Source organism: Streptomyces violaceusniger Tu 4113 (genome assembly GCF_000147815.2).
Lineage (GTDB): Bacteria > Actinomycetota > Actinomycetes > Streptomycetales > Streptomycetaceae > Streptomyces > Streptomyces violaceusniger_A.
Genome location: NC_015957.1, coordinates 4,049,186 through 4,066,003 on the forward strand (window position 1 = coordinate 4,049,186; position 16,818 = coordinate 4,066,003).

The following is a 16,818-nucleotide window of genomic DNA, read 5'->3' on the forward strand; positions in this document are numbered from 1 at the left end:
CGCTCAGGACGCGGCCGGCACCACCGGCCGCCAGGGCGCGAACGGACTCGCCCCGCGCGGCAGCGCTCCGGCCAGCTCCGGGCAGTGCCGCAGGATCACCGACGTCATGCTGGACTTCTCCACCCAGTCCAGCCCCAGCGGCGTGTACACCTCGGGCCGGAAGTCCACGGTCAGAAGGCGATCGTCCTGAATCCGCCGGGTGGCCATGAGCAGCAGGACATGGCACGCCGTCCCGCTGAAGCCGGACCCCTCGGGCGGGTTCTCCGCGAACAGCCCCACCATGGTGTCGATCTCATTGACCGAGGCGTAGACCTCCTCGAGCCGCGCGACCGTGTCCTGATCGGGGGACAGCTCCTCGAAGGAGCGGATCCGCGCTCTGCCCAGCCGGGCCCGGAAGTCGTTGTACCGCGGTACGCCCCGCCGCCGGGCCCGCATCAGATCCGCCACCGGCAGATCGAGGAGCTCGCCGTCCCGCTCGCAACGCCGCAGTGCGCGCGGGTAGTTGTGGAGGGTGATCGCGCCCGGATGGGCGATGCCGAAGGAATAGAGGGCGTCGGCGAGCCCCGTCTTGCGCATCACCGCCTCGGCCGCCGCGCCCCGCACCTCGTCGAAGCCGAGCAACCGCGACCGCCGCCCGAAGCGGTGGTCGCACAGCTCGACGTCGTCCGGGACCAGCGGATGCGTCCGGTAGACCGTCATGAACTCCTCGGCGAGGGCGAACGGCACCCCGGGATGGTCCGGCACGCCGCCGGGACCGCCCGCCGACGCACTCGCCTCGAACAGCCACAGGCCGAGCCGGGACAGCCAATGGGCGGGCGGACCCTGCCAGTTGGTCTTCGAGCCGAGGTCGATCACCTCGGTGGCGAGGACCGCCGGAATCCACTCCACCGTATGGATCTTGGCGATGAGCGCGGAGACCACCAGCCGGGCCGTGTGATGCACCGACTCCTCGTCCATCGCCGGATGGGTGCGGCGCAGCGCCTCGCACACCGCCTCGTGCTCCCGGGCGAAGAGCGTGTGCATCGAGCTGAGCCCCAGCCACCAGGCGCCGGCCGAGCCGATCGGCGGCACCCCGCCCGGGCCCAGTGGCAGATGGCCCTCCTCCAGGCACGGCCCGGCGCCGCCGTACACCTGCGAGCCGTCCCACCGATGGGAGGTGGCGTCGACCCAGTCCGGGAACTGGAAGTGGGTCCAGGCGGCCGCCAGGACATTGAGCGAGGTGGCGGGCCGGAAGCGCTCCCGGTGCAGCAGCCGTTCGCTGACCGTGGCGGGGTGGGGCACATGGATCAGATCGGGCCGGTGGACGGGTGACAGGCGACGGCCGACGGCGGCCCCGGCCACGTCTCTCCGTGCCCCGTCCTTTCGTGCCCCGTCCTTTCGCGCCACGCCCGGATCGCCGGTCGGGCCGTCGTACGAGCGCGCCACCCGCGGCCTCTCCCCGGCCGGGGCGGGGGCCGGATCGGGGCGCGGCGGCGCCTCGGACGGGGCCGCGTCGAGGAGGCCGAACCGGCGCAGCGCCCGGCCCAGCGCGACCGGGTTGAGCAGCCCCAGCGGGTCCGGCAGCCGATGCCACGGCACACAGCGGTTGACCAGGCCGAAGGCCGCGCGCACCGGCAGGTCGAAGGCCGCGCGCACCGGAACGGGCAGCAGCGCGGTGAGGCGCGGTTCGGAGGTGGGGTCTGGCTCGGTGGTGGGGCCTGGCTCGGCGGTGGGGCCTGGTTCGGCTGTGGGGAAGCGCAGACCGAGGCGGTGCGCCGCGGCGACCTCGTACGCGGCCTTGCGCGCCCGGTTGAGATTGCCCAGCGGGCGGAACTCCTCGGTGGTGTGCCAGGGGTTGAACGCCAGCAGCTCGACCCGGCGGGCCGCGGCCCGGGCCCGGGCGCCGTCCAGGTCCTGGCACGGCACGGTGAGCACCGCGACCGGGACGACCGGGGCGTCGCTCTCCCGCCACTCCACCGAGCCGTCCTCGACCGGCGTGCGGCGGTCGTCCAGATAGCGCTGCACACACAGCTCGAAGGCGATGTCGCCGGTGGACAGCCGCATCGCCAGCTCACGGTCGAGATAGTCGGGGTCGCCGCGGTCGGGCGGGGGAGCGGCGGTGCCGCCGGGCGCCGGACGGAGTTGATACCGCACCGGACCGGCCGGGCCCCACAGGATCGCGCCCCGGCTCCAGAAGGTCTCACGGGCCAGCGAGCCCACCGTATGGCGGGTGGCGATCCGCACATTGCGGCGCATCCGGTCGGCGGTGGCCCAGCCCACCGCCAGCGGCAGCCGGACGAAGAGCCCGAACGCCTTCTCCACGGTGCTCCCCGCGCCTGCCGTGGCCTTGGCGAAGGCGACGAACTCGTGCACATCGGCGGCATGGGACACCGGGAAGCTGGTGGCCAGCAGATCGTGGGTCTCCTCCGGACCGGCCTGGACCCGCACCGCCATCCGGCGCAGATCGGGTGTGGTGTCATGCCGTTCGGTGCCGCTCGCGCTGGACAGCCGCACCACGGCCGGGTACTCGGCGCCCGGCCGGGCGTATCCCACGCACAGCTCCGGCGGAAGGTCGTCATGGAACCGCAGCCGGGCGTTCTCCACACCCAGCGCCGCCTTGGCCCGGAAGGGGCGCAGGAGCTGCGGGGCGCCCGGGCTGTCCGCACCGCCGGGGCGTGCCCGCTGCATCCGCATCAGCTCGTGGGTCAGCTTCTCGAAGCGCCGCCGCTCGGCCTCGGGGCTGCCGCCCTCGTACGCCTCATAGCCCTCGTACGTCGCGCCTCGCGTCCCGCCCGTCGCCTCGTGCCGTGCCGCCTCGCCGACGCGTGCCGCCGCACCGCCGCGTACTGCCTCGCTTCGTACGGACTGCTGTTTGGTGTCGACCATGGGGAACGCTCCGTACGGGGCAGGCTGGGACGAGAAGGGACAAAAGAGACGGTAAGGGAGCGCCCGCGAGGCCGCAGCCCGGAGCGGTGCGCCGGTGGTAACCGGCTCCCTCCGGGATGCCCCGGGTGAATCGCCGCCGCCCTGCGGCACACTGGTGGCATGCCGGAGCTGCCCGAGGTGGAGGCCCTCACCGCGATCCTGGCCGAGCGCGCCGCCGGCCGGGAGATCGCCCGTGTCCTCCCCGTCGCGGTGAGCGTCCTGAAGACCTACGACCCGCCCCTGAGTGTGCTCGAAGGCCACACCATCACGGCGGCGGCCCGCCACGGCAAGTTCCTCGACCTGGCCACCGACGGCCCCCATCTGGTCGTCCACCTCGCCAAGGCCGGCTGGCTGCGCTGGCGGGACGGGCTCCCCGAGGCCCCGCCCCGCCCCGGCAAGGGTCCGCTCGCGCTGCGGCTGCTCCTGGCCGGTCCGGAGCGCTCCGGGTTCGACCTCACCGAGGCCGGGACGCGCAAGGGGCTCGCGGTGTACGTGGTCCGCGACCCCCAGGAGGTCCCCGGGATCGCCCGGCTGGGCCCGGACCCGCTCGAGGACTCCTTCACCCTGGAGGCGTTCGCCGGGCTGCTGCGCGGCGTACGCCACCGGATCAAGGGGGTGCTGCGCGACCAGAGCGTCATCGCCGGGATCGGCAACGCCTACTCCGACGAGATCCTGCACGCCGCCCGGATGTCGCCCTACCGGCTCGCCTCTGACCTCACCGAGGAGGAGATCGCCGGGGTGTACGAGGCGATGGGCGCCACGCTGCGCTCCGCCGTCGAGCGCTCCCACGGCCTGGCCGCCACCGACCTCAAGGGGGAGAAGCGCGGCGGCATGCGGGTGCACGGCCGCACCGGGCAGCCGTGTCCGGTGTGCGGGGACACCGTCCGCGAGGTGTCCTTCCGCGACTCCTCGCTGCAGTACTGCCCCACCTGCCAGACCGGCGGCAAGCCGCTCGCCGACCGGCGGCTGTCCCGGCTGCTCAAGTAGGCGCGGCTCACGTGGCGGAGCCGCTCACGTGGCGGGGCTGCTCATGCAGCGGGGTCGCTCATGCAGCGGGCCGCTCAGGCGGCGGGTTGCCGGAGCTGTCCCAAATGCCGCCCACCACCGGGTCGTTGAACTGGCGCTCTTGACCCGGGGGGCTCCGGTCCGCCATATGGTGCTGTCGCAACCCCATGACACGACCACCCCACGCCACGTCACGGAGCACCATGACCACAGCCCTGATCATCGGTGGCGGCATCGCCGGCACGGTGACCGCGATGGCCCTGCGGAAAGCCGGGATCGACGCGGTCGTCTACGAGACGTACCCCACGGACGCCACCGACGCGGGTGCGTTCCTCGTCGTCGCCGCCAACGGCCTGGAGGCATTGCGCACCATCGACGCCCATGAACCGGTGCTGGAGAACTCCTTCCCGGTCGGCCGCGTCGAGTTCATCAGCAACACCGGCAAGCGGCTCGGCAACCGGCCCATGTCCGGATCGCAGGACGGTGGCCTCGGCTCCGTCACACTCAAACGCGCCACCCTCGCCCGGGTGCTGCGCGAGGAGGCGGTGCGCCGCGGAGTGTGCATCGAACACGGCAAGCGGCTGCTGGCCGCACACTCCAGCCCCAACGGCCGGATCGTCTGCTCCTTCGCCGACGGCGGGCGCGCCGTGGGCGATGTGCTGATCGGCGCCGACGGCATCCACTCGCTCGTCCGCAGGGCCATCGACGCGGCCGCGCCCCGGCCCCGCTACACCGGGCAGCACACCGTCTGCGGCTACACCCGCGACGCCGAGCCGCCCCCGGACCCGGACGCCTACACCATGGTCTTCGGCAAGCAGGCGTTCTTCGGCTGTACCACCGCGCCGGACGGCGAGGTGTGGTGGTTCTGCAACGCCCCGGCCGAGGAGATGCCCAAGGGTGAGCTCGCCGCCATCACCGCCGAGGAGTGGCGGGAGCGGCTGCTGAGGCTCTTCGCCGAGGACAACACCCCGGCCGCCGACCTGGTCCGCGCCACCGGCGACTCCATCGTGGCCACCGCCGCCTACGACATCGTCTCCACCCCCACCTGGTCCGAGGAGGCCATGGTCATCGTCGGCGACGCCGCGCACGCCTGCGCGCCCAATGCCGCCCAGGGCGCGTCGATGGCCATCGAGGACGGTGTCGTGCTCGCCAAATGCCTGCGCGATCTGCGCTCGCCCCAGTCGGCTTTCGCCGCGTACGAGGCGCTGCGCCGGGAGCGGGTCGAGAAGGTCGCCGCCGCCAGTGCGGGCATGGCCCGCCGCACGGCGCCGGGACCCGTGGCGCGGGCCCTGCGCGATGCCACCATGCCGCGCAAGCTGGACCGGGCCGGCAACGGCGCCCCCGACTGGCTGACCGGCTACCGCATCGACTGGGACGAGCCGGTCGACGCGCAGACGGCCCGCCGGCGCCGCTGACCCACCGCGGCCCCGCCCCCGGACCGTACCGGGACCCTCCGGAACGCGGTCCCGGGGGCGGGGCCGCGTGGGCCCGACGTTTGGTCCGGGTTCTCACGGGCACTTGGTGCTCCCTGGCCCCGTATGCCCGGGAGATTCGTGTGAGCCCAGTACGCATAGTGATCGTCGGCGCCGGTTTCGCCGGTTACCAGGCCGCCCGTGAGCTCTCCCGCACCCTGCGGGGCGCGGCGGACATCGTCCTGATCAACCCCAACGACTACTTCCTGTATCTGCCGCTGCTGCCCGAAGTGGCGGCCGGGGTCCTGGAGCCCCGGCGGGTCTCGGTATCCCTCACCGGCACCCTGCCGCATGTCCGGCTGGTGCTGGGCGAGGTCCACGGCGTCGACCTGGACGCCCGCCGGGTCTCCTGGCGGGATCCGGACGGACGGTCCGGCGAGATGGCGTACGACCGTCTCATCCTCTCCGTCGGCAGCGTCAACAAACTGCTGCCGATCCCCGGTGTGGCCGAGCACGCCCATGGCTTCCGCGGCATGCCGGAGGCGCTCTTCCTGCGCGACCACGTCACCCGGCAGATCGAGATGTCCGGCACCAGCGAGGACCCGCGGGAGCGGGCCGCCCGCCGCACCTTCGTGGTGGTCGGCGCCGGCTACACCGGCACCGAGGTGGCCGCCCACGGGGTGCTCTTCACCGACTCGCTCGCGCGGAAGAACACCACGCTGCGCGACGCGCCGCGGCCCCGCTGGCTGCTGCTCGACATCGCCCCCCGGGTGCTGCCGGAGCTGGACAAGAAGCTGTCCCGCACGGCCGACCGGGTGCTGCGCAAACGGGGCGTGGAGATCCGCACCCGCACCACGGTCAAGGAGGCCACCTCGGAGGGCGTGCGGCTGGACGACGGCGAGTTCATCGACACCCGGTCGCTGATCTGGTGTGTCGGAGTGCGCCCCGACCCGCTGGTGGAGCAGCTCGGGCTGGCGACCGAACGCGGCCGGCTGCGGGTCGACCAGTATCTGGCCGTGCCCGGCCATCCAGAGGTGCTGGCGTGTGGGGACGCCGCCGCGGTACCCGATCTGACCCGGCCGGGCCAGTTCACCCCGATGACCGCACAGCACGCCCACCGGCAGGGAAAGGTCGCGGCCCACAACGTCCTGGCCGCCCTCGGGCGCGGCGCCCCCAAACCGTACAAACACCATGACCTCGGGTTCACCGTCGACCTCGGCGGGGCGCAGGCCGCCGCGGACCCGCTGCACATACCGCTGTCCGGGCCGATCGCGAACGCGGTCACCCGCGGCTATCACCTGATGGCGATGCCGGGGAACCGGATCCGGGTCGCCGCCGACTGGCTGCTCGACGCGGTGCTGCCACGTCAGGCGGTGCAGCTCGGGGTGGTCCCGCCGTGGGCGGTGCCGCTGGACACCGAATCGCCCGAGGTCGCGCAGACGGTACGGGCGGGTCGCGGCTGACCGTCGGCGAAACCTGGAAGGAGAACAATGCGACACGAACAACTCAGCGAGCTCGGGCAGCAGCTCCGTGTGGACTCGGTGCGCGCCGCCGATGCCGCCGGGTCCGGCCATCCCACATCGTCGATGTCGGCGGCGGACCTGATGGCCGTCCTGATGGGAAACCATCTGCGCTATGACTTCGAGCAGCCCGAGCGTCCGGGCAATGATCACCTGATCTTCTCCAAGGGCCATGCCTCCCCGCTGCTCTACTCGGTCTACAAGGCGGCCGGGGCCCTCCGTGACGAGGAGTTCCTCACCTTCCGCAAGCGCGGCAGCAGGCTGGAGGGCCACCCCACCCCGCGGCTGCCATGGGTGGACGTGGCCACCGGATCGCTCGGGCAGGGCCTGCCCTACGGCGTGGGCATGGCGCTGAGCGGCAAGCGGCTCGACCATGTGCCCTACCGCGTCTGGGTGCTGTGCGGCGACAGCGAGATGGCCGAGGGTTCGATGTGGGAGGCGTTCGAGCACGCGGGCTACGAGCGGCTGGACAACCTCATCGCCATCATCGATGTGAACCGGCTGGGCCAGCGCGGCCCCACCCGCCACGAATGGGATCTGGACGCCTACGCGCGGCGCATCCGCGCCTTCGACTGGCACACCATCGAGATCGACGGCCATGACATCGAGGCCATCGACCGCGCCTACGCCGAGGCGCTGTCCACCGTCGGCCGCCCCAGCGCCATCATCGCCCGCACCATGAAGGGCCGCGGCGTCGCCTCGGTGGAGAACCGCGAGGGGATGCACGGCAAGCCGCTGAAGAACGCGGAGGAGGCCATCGCCGAGCTCGGCGGCGTACGCAACATGGCCGTGCCGGTGCTCGGCCCGCCCTCGGTCTCTCCCACCCGGCCCTTCTCCGAGGGCCCGCTGGTCCTGCCGCACTACAACACCGGCGACTCGGTGCCCACCCGTGACGCGTTCGGCGAGGCGGTGGCCGCCGTCGGCACCGCCCGCGGTGCTGTGGTGGCACTCGACGGCGAGGTGGGCGACTCCACCCGGCTGGAGTACTTCCACAAGGAGCACCCCGAGCGGTACTTCGAGTTCTTCATCGCCGAGCAGCAACTGGTGGCCGCCGCCGTCGGCATGCAGGCCCGCGGCTGGAACCCGTACGTCTCCACCTTCGCGGCCTTCTTCACCCGTGCCTACGACTTCATCCGGATGGCCGCCATCAGCGACGCGGACCTCAACCTCATCGGCTCCCACGCCGGGGTGGCCATCGGTGAGGACGGCCCCTCGCAGATGGGCGTGGAGGACCTGGCGGCCATGCGGGCCGTGCACGGCAGCACGGTGCTCTACCCGTGCGACGCCAACCAGACCGCCCAGCTCACCGCGGCCATGGCCGCCGAATCCGGCATCCGCTATCTGCGCACCACCCGCGGCGGAACGCCGGTCATCTACCCGCCCTCCGAGACCTTCCCCATCGGCGGCTCCAAGGTCGTCCGCGCCACCGACGACGACCAGGTCACCCTCATCGGCGCGGGGGTCACCCTGCACGAGGCCATCGAGGCCGCCGACCGGCTCGCCCAGGAGGGCATCCGCGCCCGCGTCATCGACCTGTACTCGGTCAAGCCGGTGGACGCCGAGACGCTGCGCACCGCCGCCGAGGTGACGGGCCGGCTGATCACCGTGGAGGACCACCACCCCGAGGGCGGACTGGGCGACGCGGTGCTCGGGGCGTTCGACGACGGCCGCCCGGTGCCCCGGACGATCCGGCTCGCGGTGCGCATCATGCCGGGCTCCTCGACCCCCGCCGAGCAACTGAGCGACGCGGGGATCGACGCGGACGCGATCGTCGCGGCCGCGCGGGAACTGGTCGGCCGGGACGGCTGAGGACCGGGACGGCCAAGACCGGGACTGCCGAGGTCACGACGCGGCCGGAAGGAGCGGACACATGGGCATCAAGCAGGGCATGCGTGTGGTGGTGGTCGGCGCCACCGGAAACGCCGGTACGAGCGTCGTCCGCGCGCTCGGCGAGGCCCCGGACATCGAGTCGATCGTGGGCGTCGCCCGCAGGGTGCCCAACTGGTCGCCGCCGAAGACCACCTGGGTACGGGCGGACATCGGGCGGGACGCCGGTGCGGAGGCCGATCTCGTACGGCACTTCGAGGGCGCCGACGCGGTCGTCCACCTCGCCTGGCTGATCCAGCCCAGCCACCGGCCCGCCGTCACCTGGGACACCAATGTCCTCGGCAGCGTCCGGGTCTTCGAGGCGGTGGCGCGGGCGGAGGTGCCGGTGCTGGTGTACGCCTCCTCGGTGGGCGCCTACTCACCCGGCCCCGAGGACGGCCGCCCGGTGGACGAGTCCTGGCCCACCCACGGCTGGCCGGAGGCCGCGTACTGCCGTGAGAAGGCGTATGTGGAGCGGGTGCTCGACGCCTTCGAACGGGAACATCCGCAGATCCGGGTGGTGCGGATGCGGCCGGGCTTCCTCTTCAAAGAGGAGGCGGCGGCCGAGCAGCGCCGGCTGTTCATGGGGCCGTTCCTGCCCCGGCGGCTGATCCGCGCCGGCTTCCTGCCCGCGGTCTTCGACCTGCCCGGACTGCGCCTCCAGGTCCTGCACACCGACGACGCCGCCGAGGCGTACCGCCTGGCGCTCGGCCGGCAGGTGCGCGGCGCCTTCAACCTCGCGGCCGAACCGCCGGTCGACGGCGAGACGCTGGCCGGCCTCCTCGACGCACGGACGGTGCGGATCCCGCGCCTCGCCGCCCGCTCCGCCATGGCCACGGCCTGGCATCTGCACCTGCTGCCTCCCTCGCCCCAGCTTTTCGACGCGGCCCTGCGGCTCCCGCTGATGGACACCACCCGTGCCCAGGAGGAACTGGGCTGGCGGCCCCGGCACACCGCCGTCGAGACGCTCCGGGAGTTCCTCACCGGGCTGCGGCGCGGCACCGGTATGGATCAGACCGCCCCGCTGGCTGCCAAGCTGCCCGGCGGACGGCCCCGCGAGGCCGCGACGACCGGTGTGGGGGAGCGCCCCTGACCCCGAGCCCCTTGACCCCGAAGAGGGCCTCACCGGGGCCCCGGCCGGGTGGGAAACGGCCCCCAGCCGTGTGAGACGCGGCACATGAGACGGGCTCAGCGGCAGCACCGCCGCGGGGCCCGTCCCGCTGTGACCCATTGCCCCTCGTAACCCGTGACGCGACTCCCGTACGCTTCTGCCCAGTTGGTCGGGTTGTCGACGAGGGTGGGGACACATGGGCAGGGTGGGGAATCCGGCGCGCAGTCATGCCCGGCGCACGGGAACGGTGGCGGTCGCCGCGGCGGCCGCCGCACTGTGTCTGACGGCACCGGCGGAGGCCCGGCCCGCCGCCGCGGACGATCCGTCCTATTCCGCCACCACCTCGGTAGGCGTGCACAACGCGTACGAAAAGGCCAAGTATCCGTACTTCGCCGACGCGCTGGACTCCGGCGCCTCGCTCCTGGAACTCGACGTGTGGACCAACGCGTTCGGCGCCGGCTGGCGGGTCTCGCACGGCAATCCGCTCGGCAACGACAACAACTGCGAGAACGCCGCGGGCCCGGACGAGCTGCGCACCAAGCCCCGCGACCAGAGCCTGACCGGCTGCCTCGCCGACATGAGGGCCTGGCACCAGGCCCATCCGGGCCACCGTCCCATCTTCATCAAGGTGGAGATGAAGGACGGCTTCTACGGCAAGAGCGGACGCGGCCCGGGCGACCTCGACACCCTGCTCGGCGCCACCCTGGGCGACGCGCTGCTGCGCCCGGCGGATGTGGTGGGCGGCCACGCCAACCTCGACGAGGCGGTGCGGGCGGACGGCTGGCCGTCCCGCTCCGCGCTCGCGGGCAAGTTCGTCGTAGAGCTGATCCCGGGCACGGTCGAGGAGAACAACCCGCTGGATTCGCTGTGGACCGACCGTGAGTACGCCACCCATCTGCGGGACCTGTCCGCCGCCGGGAAGCTCGGTCAGGCCGCCGCCTTCCCCGCCGTCCACGGCGCCGCCTCGGGCGACCCACGCACCCGCTACACCGACGCCACCCTCCGGCCGTGGTTCGTGGTCTTCGACGGGGACGCGTCCACGTATGTCACCAGCGGTGTGGACACCGCCTGGTACGACGACCGCCACTACCTGCTGATCATGACGGACGCGCACAACGTGGCGCCCGCGATCGACGGCACCAGCCCCACCGAGGACCAGGCGCGCACGCGGGTGTCCGAACTCGCCGCCCGGCACGCCAGCTTCGCGACCGCCGACTGGTATCCGCTGCCGTCCGTGCTCTCCACCGTCGTGCCCCGTGGCTGAGCACACGGCCGCTGAGGCCGTGCCCGCTGTGCTGCGGGCCCGGCCGGGGTCAGTCGGGGTCCTCGAGCCGGAATCCGACCTTCAGCCCCACCTGGTAGTGCGCGATCCGGCCGTCCTCGATATGCCCGCGCACTTGACCGACCTCGAACCAATCGAGGTTTCGCAGCGTCTTGGAGGCACGGCTGATGGCGGTGCGGATCGCGTCGTCGACGCTCTCGGTGGACGAGCCGACGATCTCGGTCACCCGGTAGGTGTGGGCCATGGCAGTCTCCCCGGTCCCTGGGGTGGTCCGTTCGTTTCTCCCACCGTGCCTCACCGCGCCGGGCTCCGCGAGCCGGCGGGGGCCCTACGGCACCACCGTGACCGGCCAGCGGCCCGCCTTGACCAGCCGTACGGCCACCGAGCCGATGAAGCGGTGCCCGGCCTGCTCGGACGCGCCCACCACCACGGCGTCGGCCTTCAGCTCATCGGCCGCCTGGGCCAGGCCGTTGTACGGATCGCCCCGGAAGGTGTGGAACTCCCAGCGCACGTCGAAGACCCCGCGCAGCCGCTCGGTGGCCTCCCGTATCTCCGTCATCAGCTCCTCGGCCACCTCGCCCGTGGTGTCGGCCACCGAGGCACCCAGCGCCGCCCCGGCGGCCAGCACCGGCTGGATATAGACCACGACGAGCAGCGCCTTCTGGCGTCTGGCCAGTCCGGCGGCGTAGGCCGTGGCACGCCAGGAAGATTCGGAACCGTCCAGTCCGGCCACGATGACCTTGGGTCCGTCGGTTCCCCGTTCAAAAGACGGAGGGAGTTTGTCCACCACATCTGCGAGGCTAGCGCCAGGGACGGTCCGGTGATCACCCGGCCCGTCCCGCGGCGCGTGAGCACCGCGACCGCGTCATGACCGCCACCGTACGACAGGAGAGACAATGGGTGGCACCCACGGGGGCGAACTCCTCGCAATCAGCGACCTGCATGTGGCCTATTCGGAGAACCGGGCGATCGTGGAGCGGCTGCGGCCCGGCTCCGACGACGACTGGCTGATCGTCGCGGGGGACGTCGGCGAGGTCTTCTCCGAGATCGAGGAGGTCCTCGGCCTGCTGAGCGAGCGTTTCGCCAAAGTCATCTGGTCACCGGGAAACCACGAGTTGTGGACCCATCCCAAGGACCCCTTGGAAGCCCGGGGGGTGGCGCGCTACGACGCGCTGGTGGAGATGTGCCGGGCCAAGGGCATCGTCACTCCCGAGGACCCCTACCCCCTCTGGGAAGGCGTCGGCGGACCGCTGGTCATCGCCCCGCTGTTCCTGCTCTACGACTACACCTTCCGCCTCGACGGCATGGCCACCAAGGAGGCCGCGCTGGCCCACGCCCATGAGGTGGGCGTGGTCTGCACCGACGAGCACTTCCTGCACCCCGACCCCTACCCCACCCGCGACGCGTGGTGCCGGGCCCGGGTGGCCGAGACCGAGGCCCGGCTGGCGGCCGTCGACCCGGGGCTGCGGACCGTGCTCATCAACCACTGGCCGTTGACCCGGCTGCCCACCCGGGTGCTGCGCTACCCCGACTTCGCGCTGTGGTGCGGCACCGAGCTGACCGCCGACTGGCATGTGCGGTTCCGGGCCGAGACCGTCGTCTACGGCCATCTGCACATCCCCCGGACCACGGTGGAGGACGGGGTGAAGTTCCAGGAGGTCTCGGTCGGCTACCCGCGGGAGTGGAAGGCCCACGGCCGGCTGCCGGAGGACCCGCTGCGCCGGATCCTCCCGGTGCCGGTGCCGTAGGGGCCGCACGGCGTCCGACGGGCCCACGGTCTCCGGTGGGCCCGGGGCGTCCGGTGGGCTCGCGGTCTCCGGTGGGATCGGGTTGTCCGATGGGCTCGGGGTGTTGTTGGTGGGCTCAAGGGGGGCGGCGGGCTCCGGGCGTCTTGACGGGCCCGGAGGGCGGCGCCGTACGGTCTCGGCTGTGAACCCTGTCGAGGCGTTCCTTCCCGAGACCTACACCGCCGGTGTTCCCTACGCGCTCTTCGCCGAACTGCGCACCACCCGCCCGGTCTGCCGGATCGAGGAGCCCGCGGTCGGGTCCTGGCCGGCCGGCCCCGGCTTCTGGGCGGTGTTCCGGCACGCCGACGTCAAACACGTCCTGCGTACCCCCGAGGTCTTCTCCTCCCACCTCGGGGCCACCCAGATCCGCGACCCCGACACCCCCGCCGATCTGGAGTTCGTGCGGGCGATGATGCTCAACCAGGACCCGCCCGACCACTCCCGCACCCGTCGCATCGTCGCCGCGGCCTTCACCCCGCGCGCCGTTCGGGAGCTGGAGGAGGTCATCGAGGAGCGCGCGGCGGCGCTCGTGGACTCCGTGGCCGGGCGCGGCGAGGCCGACTTCGTCGAGCTCGCCGCCGATCTGCCGGTCTGGACCCTCGCCCATGTGATGGGCATCCCCGAGGGCGACCGGCGGCTGCTGTTCGACTGGGCCGGCAGGGTCATCGGCTACCAGGACGCCGACTACGCCGGATCGTCCACCGTGGCCCGCGAGGAGCTGAGCCCCATGGGGCGCGCCGCCCTCGCCCGCAGACCGGCCCCGGCGGCGCGACGCCCCGACGGCCGGCCGATGAACCCGCGCTCCCGCGAGGCACTGGCCGATATGTTCGCCTACGCCCACGCGCTCGCCGAGCGGCCCCGTCCGGGCAGTGTGATGGCGCGGATGCGGGAGGGCGGGCTGAGCCGGGACGAGTTCGAGAACATGTTCTTCCTCTTCGCCGTGGCGGGCAACGAGACGCTGCGCAACGGCATCCCCGGCGGGCTGCTCACCCTGCTCGACCACCCCGGGAGCCTGCGGCTGCTACGCGACCGGCCCGAGCTGACCGGCCCCGCGGTGGAGGAGATGCTGCGCTTCTGGCCGCCCGTCATCGACTTCCGGCGCACCGCCACCCGCGATGTGGAGCTGGGCGGCCAGCTCATCCGGCGCGGTGAGAAGGTGGTCGTCTTCCACGCCTCGGCCAACCGCGACGAGACGGTCTTCACCGACCCCGACCGGTTCCACATCACCCGCACCCCCAACGACCATCTGAGCTTCGGGTTCGGACCGCATGTCTGCCTGGGCGCGCATCTGGCCCGCGTCCAGATGCGGGCCATGCTGCACGCCACCCTGGACCGGCTGCCGGGGCTGCGCCGGGCGGGTGAGCCGGTGCGGCTCACCTCCAACTTCCAGAACGGGCTCAAGACCCTCCCCGTGCGCTGGGGAACAGATCGGTGAAGGCCGTGGTCGAATCGCCGACCGACCGGCCGAAGGGCGCGTCGAAGTCCCACACCAGGAAGAGCAGGAAGACGATGAGCGCGGTGAACATCACCGCGAGCATCAGCTCCCGGGGCGAGCGGCGGATCTGCAGGGTGAAGACCAGCCCGACCACCAGCGCCGCGCCCAGCACCAGGCCGAACCAGACCAGATGGGGCATCGTGGGCCCCGCGCTCTGCTGCCGGGCGTTCCGCGCGTCGTCCACGGCGGCCACCTGATCCACCAGCGGCTGATACGCCTGCGACTGGAGATCGCTGTGCGGTGTCGCGAGGGTGACGTCGCGGCGCAGGGCGGTCAGCAGCTCGCCGCCGCGGTCGGTGAGCTCGCCCTTGTCGATCATCACCTTCCACTCCTTGTGCACCACATGGTGCACATACGCGTCCACGTCGTCGCGGATGCGGTCGCGCACCGGGCCGGGGTAGACGCTCGACCGCTCGACCACCTCGTGCAGCGCCTGCGCCTCCGTACGGACCCCGTCCTGCGCGGCGGAGCGCGCCTCCCAGACACCGGCGATCGCCAGGCCCAGCACGATCGCGTAGACCACGCCGATCATCATGATCATGTAGTCGAGGACATCGGGGGTCTCGTCCGGATCGTCCTCCTCCCCGAGCCGACGGGCGTTGAGGACCGCCCCGGTGACCACGACCCCGCAGGTCCCGGCCATCACCAGGGCCATAATCAGCCATTCGGGCATGCATAACCTCCCAAGCGGTTCGACAGTGAGCTGTCAGCCGCGCCGCCCGCCGCGCCCGGCGGAGCGCGAACGCGGACGAAGAGCGGCGGCCGCGAGGACCGCGGGCGCGGTGAGCAGCAGGGTGAAGGTGACCAGGGAGGTGCCGTTGTCGGGCTTTTGGCGCGTGGGCTTCTGATACGCGTGCACCTCGACGGCACGGGTCCTGGTCGGTGTGGGAACCGGCGTGGGGGGTGAGGCCGGAGGCTTGGTGCGCAGGGGCGGGGACGGCAGCGGAAGCGCGGGCTCGGGTGTGGGCCCCGGCGTGGGAAGCCGCGGAGAGGGCGTGGGGGAGGGGGCCCGCGGCGTCCGGGTGGGTGTGGGGGTGGGGCTCGGGGTCCGCGTGGGCGTGGGCGTAGGGGTTGGCGTGGCGGACGGGCTGGGGGTGGGCGTCGGGGTCGGGGTGGGCGTGGGCGTCGGGGTCGGGGTGGGCGTGGGCGTCGGGGTCGGCGTAGGCGTGGGCGTCGGCTTGTGGCACCAGCCGTAGTGGGCGAAGAAGCCGACCGGGCCCGCCGAAGCGGCGACGCAGACGCACAGGCCAGGACCGATCCGGATCTTCACCCAGACATGCGGTCCGTGGTCCGGGTCCCCGGTGCCGGGCCGGGCATCGGCCGTCGGCCGTGGGGAGGCGGACGCGGAAGCCGGACCGTCACCGCCCTGGTCGGCCAGGGCGGTCGCCCCCGCCGAGGCGAGAACAAGGGCAGTGGTCAGGACCCCCGCACGCCATACGCGCTGCCATCGCTTCACGAGGAGATGTTCCGCCGAACAGGCGCCCGCCAGCCGTGTGAACACCGGGATTCCCCCGAATAGGGGAATAGACCCGGACATTGGCGCTTCGAGGTTTACCGGAGGACATTCACCTCATGGCGTTCGGCTCGTCCCGCGGCGGCACCGCCCCTGGTCACAGCTCGCCGAAGCTTCCATGCCGACCCGCGCCGGCCGCGAACCGCGACGCGCCGTCCAGCCCCTCGGCCAGCGTGGCCTGACCGTGGCGCAGCTCCCGCGCCATGGCCCCGTCCTCCGGCAGTCCCTCCTGTTCCAGCAGCGAGGCCCGGTCCGAGCCCAGACACGTCTGCGGAAAGCCGGCGATCTGGGCCGCCAGCCGCTCCGCCTCCGCGCGCGCCCGCCCCGGCGGTACGAGGCGGTTGGCGAGCCCGATGGCGTACGCCTCCTCGGCCGGCACCGGCCGCCCCGTCAGCACCAGGTCCATCGCCCGGCTCGCGCCGATCAGCCGTGGCAGCCGTACCGTTCCGCCGTCGATCAGGGGCACGCCCCAGCGGCGGCAGAACACCCCGAAGACCGCGTCCTCCTCGGCGACGCGCAGATCGCACCAGAGCGCCAACTCCAGCCCGCCCGCCACGGCGTGGCCGCTGACCGCCGCGATCACCGGCTTGGACAGCCGCAGCCGGGTGGGTCCCATGGGGCCGTCGCCGTCCTCGGCCACCCGATTGCCGCGCGCTGTGCCGACCGCCTTCAGATCGGCGCCGGAGCAGAAGGTGCCGCCCTCGCCCCACAGCACCGCGACCCGGGCCGCCGGGTCGGCGTCGAAGGCGCGGAAGGCGTCGGCCAGCGCTGTGGCGGTCGCGCTGTCGACGGCGTTGCGCACCTCGGGGCGGGAGAGCACGACCGTGGTGACCGGGCCCTCCCGCTCCGTGCGAACCGTAAGGGGCGCACCGGCCGCGTCCACGGCTTCCGTCGCTGCCCCCGCGTCCGCCGCGCCGTCCGTG

14 protein-coding genes are annotated in these 16,818 nt (G+C 72.8%); 8 read left to right on the forward strand and 6 right to left on the reverse strand.

What is annotated here, in order from left to right:
* Positions 1-3: 3 nt before the first annotated feature.
* Positions 4-2,865, reverse strand: coding sequence for a peroxidase family protein (locus STRVI_RS46355; RefSeq protein ID WP_014056971.1), 2,862 nt, complete (start codon positions 2,863-2,865; stop codon positions 4-6).
* A gap of 159 nt (positions 2,866-3,024) precedes the next feature.
* Here STRVI_RS46355 and STRVI_RS17355 point away from each other — a divergent pair, with 159 nt between their 5' ends.
* The 6 genes from STRVI_RS17355 to STRVI_RS17380 all read left to right on the forward strand — a co-directional run bounded on the left by STRVI_RS17355 (position 3,025) and on the right by STRVI_RS17380 (position 11,082).
* Positions 3,025-3,891 carry an Fpg/Nei family DNA glycosylase gene (locus STRVI_RS17355; protein ID WP_014056972.1) on the forward strand — a complete coding sequence of 289 codons (867 nt, stop codon included), beginning with the start codon at positions 3,025-3,027 and terminating at the stop codon, positions 3,889-3,891.
* Positions 3,892-4,112: 221 nt separating this feature from the next.
* Positions 4,113-5,324 carry an FAD-dependent monooxygenase gene (locus tag STRVI_RS17360; RefSeq protein WP_014056973.1) on the forward strand — a complete coding sequence of 404 codons (1,212 nt, stop codon included), beginning with the start codon at positions 4,113-4,115 and terminating at the stop codon, positions 5,322-5,324.
* A gap of 140 nt (positions 5,325-5,464) precedes the next feature.
* Positions 5,465-6,784, forward strand: coding sequence for an NAD(P)/FAD-dependent oxidoreductase (locus STRVI_RS17365; protein WP_014056974.1), 1,320 nt, complete (start codon positions 5,465-5,467; stop codon positions 6,782-6,784).
* A 27-nt stretch (positions 6,785-6,811) separates the two neighbouring features.
* Positions 6,812-8,650 carry a transketolase gene (locus tag STRVI_RS17370; protein ID WP_014056975.1) on the forward strand — a complete coding sequence of 613 codons (1,839 nt, stop codon included), beginning with the start codon at positions 6,812-6,814 and terminating at the stop codon, positions 8,648-8,650.
* Positions 8,651-8,711: 61 nt separating this feature from the next.
* Complete coding sequence (locus STRVI_RS17375) at positions 8,712-9,800, forward strand: NAD-dependent epimerase/dehydratase family protein (protein WP_014056976.1); 1,089 nt, start codon at positions 8,712-8,714, stop codon at positions 9,798-9,800.
* Between the two features lie 214 nt (positions 9,801-10,014).
* Positions 10,015-11,082: a phosphatidylinositol-specific phospholipase C domain-containing protein gene (locus STRVI_RS17380; RefSeq protein WP_014056977.1), complete on the forward strand. Its 1,068-nt coding sequence runs from the start codon at positions 10,015-10,017 to the stop codon at positions 11,080-11,082.
* A 49-nt stretch (positions 11,083-11,131) separates the two neighbouring features.
* On the opposite strand, the gene STRVI_RS17385 is transcribed toward STRVI_RS17380, so the two are convergent.
* Together STRVI_RS17385 and STRVI_RS17390 are read right to left on the reverse strand one after the other, a co-directional pair.
* Positions 11,132-11,344 (reverse strand): dodecin, encoded by a 213-nt coding sequence (locus STRVI_RS17385; RefSeq protein ID WP_014056978.1) that lies wholly within the window; start codon positions 11,342-11,344, stop codon positions 11,132-11,134.
* 84 nt (positions 11,345-11,428) lie between these two features.
* On the reverse strand, positions 11,429-11,890 hold the full coding sequence (locus STRVI_RS17390; RefSeq protein ID WP_014056979.1) for a universal stress protein: 462 nt from the start codon (positions 11,888-11,890) through the stop codon (positions 11,429-11,431).
* Between the two features lie 106 nt (positions 11,891-11,996).
* Here STRVI_RS17390 and STRVI_RS17395 point away from each other — a divergent pair, with 106 nt between their 5' ends.
* Complete coding sequence (locus tag STRVI_RS17395; protein WP_014056980.1) at positions 11,997-12,848, forward strand: metallophosphoesterase family protein; 852 nt, start codon at positions 11,997-11,999, stop codon at positions 12,846-12,848.
* A 181-nt stretch (positions 12,849-13,029) separates the two neighbouring features.
* The gene (locus STRVI_RS17405; protein WP_014056981.1) at positions 13,030-14,322 is read left to right on the forward strand and encodes a cytochrome P450; all 1,293 of its coding nucleotides are present in this window, start codon (positions 13,030-13,032) and stop codon (positions 14,320-14,322) included.
* Here STRVI_RS17405 and STRVI_RS17410 read toward each other — a convergent pair.
* From STRVI_RS17410 to STRVI_RS17425, 3 genes are all read right to left on the reverse strand, one after another.
* The gene (locus tag STRVI_RS17410; protein ID WP_014056982.1) at positions 14,285-15,055 is read right to left on the reverse strand and encodes a DUF4239 domain-containing protein; all 771 of its coding nucleotides are present in this window, start codon (positions 15,053-15,055) and stop codon (positions 14,285-14,287) included. The two genes, STRVI_RS17405 and STRVI_RS17410, sit on opposite strands and share 38 nt — an antisense overlap.
* Positions 15,056-15,088: 33 nt before the next feature.
* Positions 15,089-15,838: a hypothetical protein gene (locus tag STRVI_RS55560; RefSeq protein WP_286012044.1), complete on the reverse strand. Its 750-nt coding sequence runs from the start codon at positions 15,836-15,838 to the stop codon at positions 15,089-15,091.
* 154 nt (positions 15,839-15,992) lie between these two features.
* On the reverse strand, positions 15,993-16,778 hold the full coding sequence (locus STRVI_RS17425) for a crotonase/enoyl-CoA hydratase family protein (RefSeq protein ID WP_043239026.1): 786 nt from the start codon (positions 16,776-16,778) through the stop codon (positions 15,993-15,995).
* Between the last annotated feature and the right edge of the window lie 40 nt (positions 16,779-16,818).

Bases quoted from the DNA above. Each gene is read 5' to 3' on its own strand.
- STRVI_RS46355 (WP_014056971.1), bottom strand. From the start codon at position 2,865: ATGGTCGACACCAAACAGCAGTCCGTACGAAGCGAGGCAGTACGCGGC.
- STRVI_RS17355 (WP_014056972.1), top strand. From the start codon at position 3,025: ATGCCGGAGCTGCCCGAGGTGGAGGCCCTCACCGCGATCCTGGCCGAG.
- STRVI_RS17360 (WP_014056973.1), top strand. From the start codon at position 4,113: ATGACCACAGCCCTGATCATCGGTGGCGGCATCGCCGGCACGGTGACC.
- STRVI_RS17370 (WP_014056975.1), top strand. From the start codon at position 6,812: ATGCGACACGAACAACTCAGCGAGCTCGGGCAGCAGCTCCGTGTGGAC.
- STRVI_RS17375 (WP_014056976.1), top strand. From the start codon at position 8,712: ATGGGCATCAAGCAGGGCATGCGTGTGGTGGTGGTCGGCGCCACCGGA.
- STRVI_RS17380 (WP_014056977.1), top strand. From the start codon at position 10,015: ATGGGCAGGGTGGGGAATCCGGCGCGCAGTCATGCCCGGCGCACGGGA.
- STRVI_RS17385 (WP_014056978.1), bottom strand. From the start codon at position 11,344: ATGGCCCACACCTACCGGGTGACCGAGATCGTCGGCTCGTCCACCGAG.
- STRVI_RS17395 (WP_014056980.1), top strand. From the start codon at position 11,997: ATGGGTGGCACCCACGGGGGCGAACTCCTCGCAATCAGCGACCTGCAT.
- STRVI_RS17410 (WP_014056982.1), bottom strand. From the start codon at position 15,055: ATGCCCGAATGGCTGATTATGGCCCTGGTGATGGCCGGGACCTGCGGG.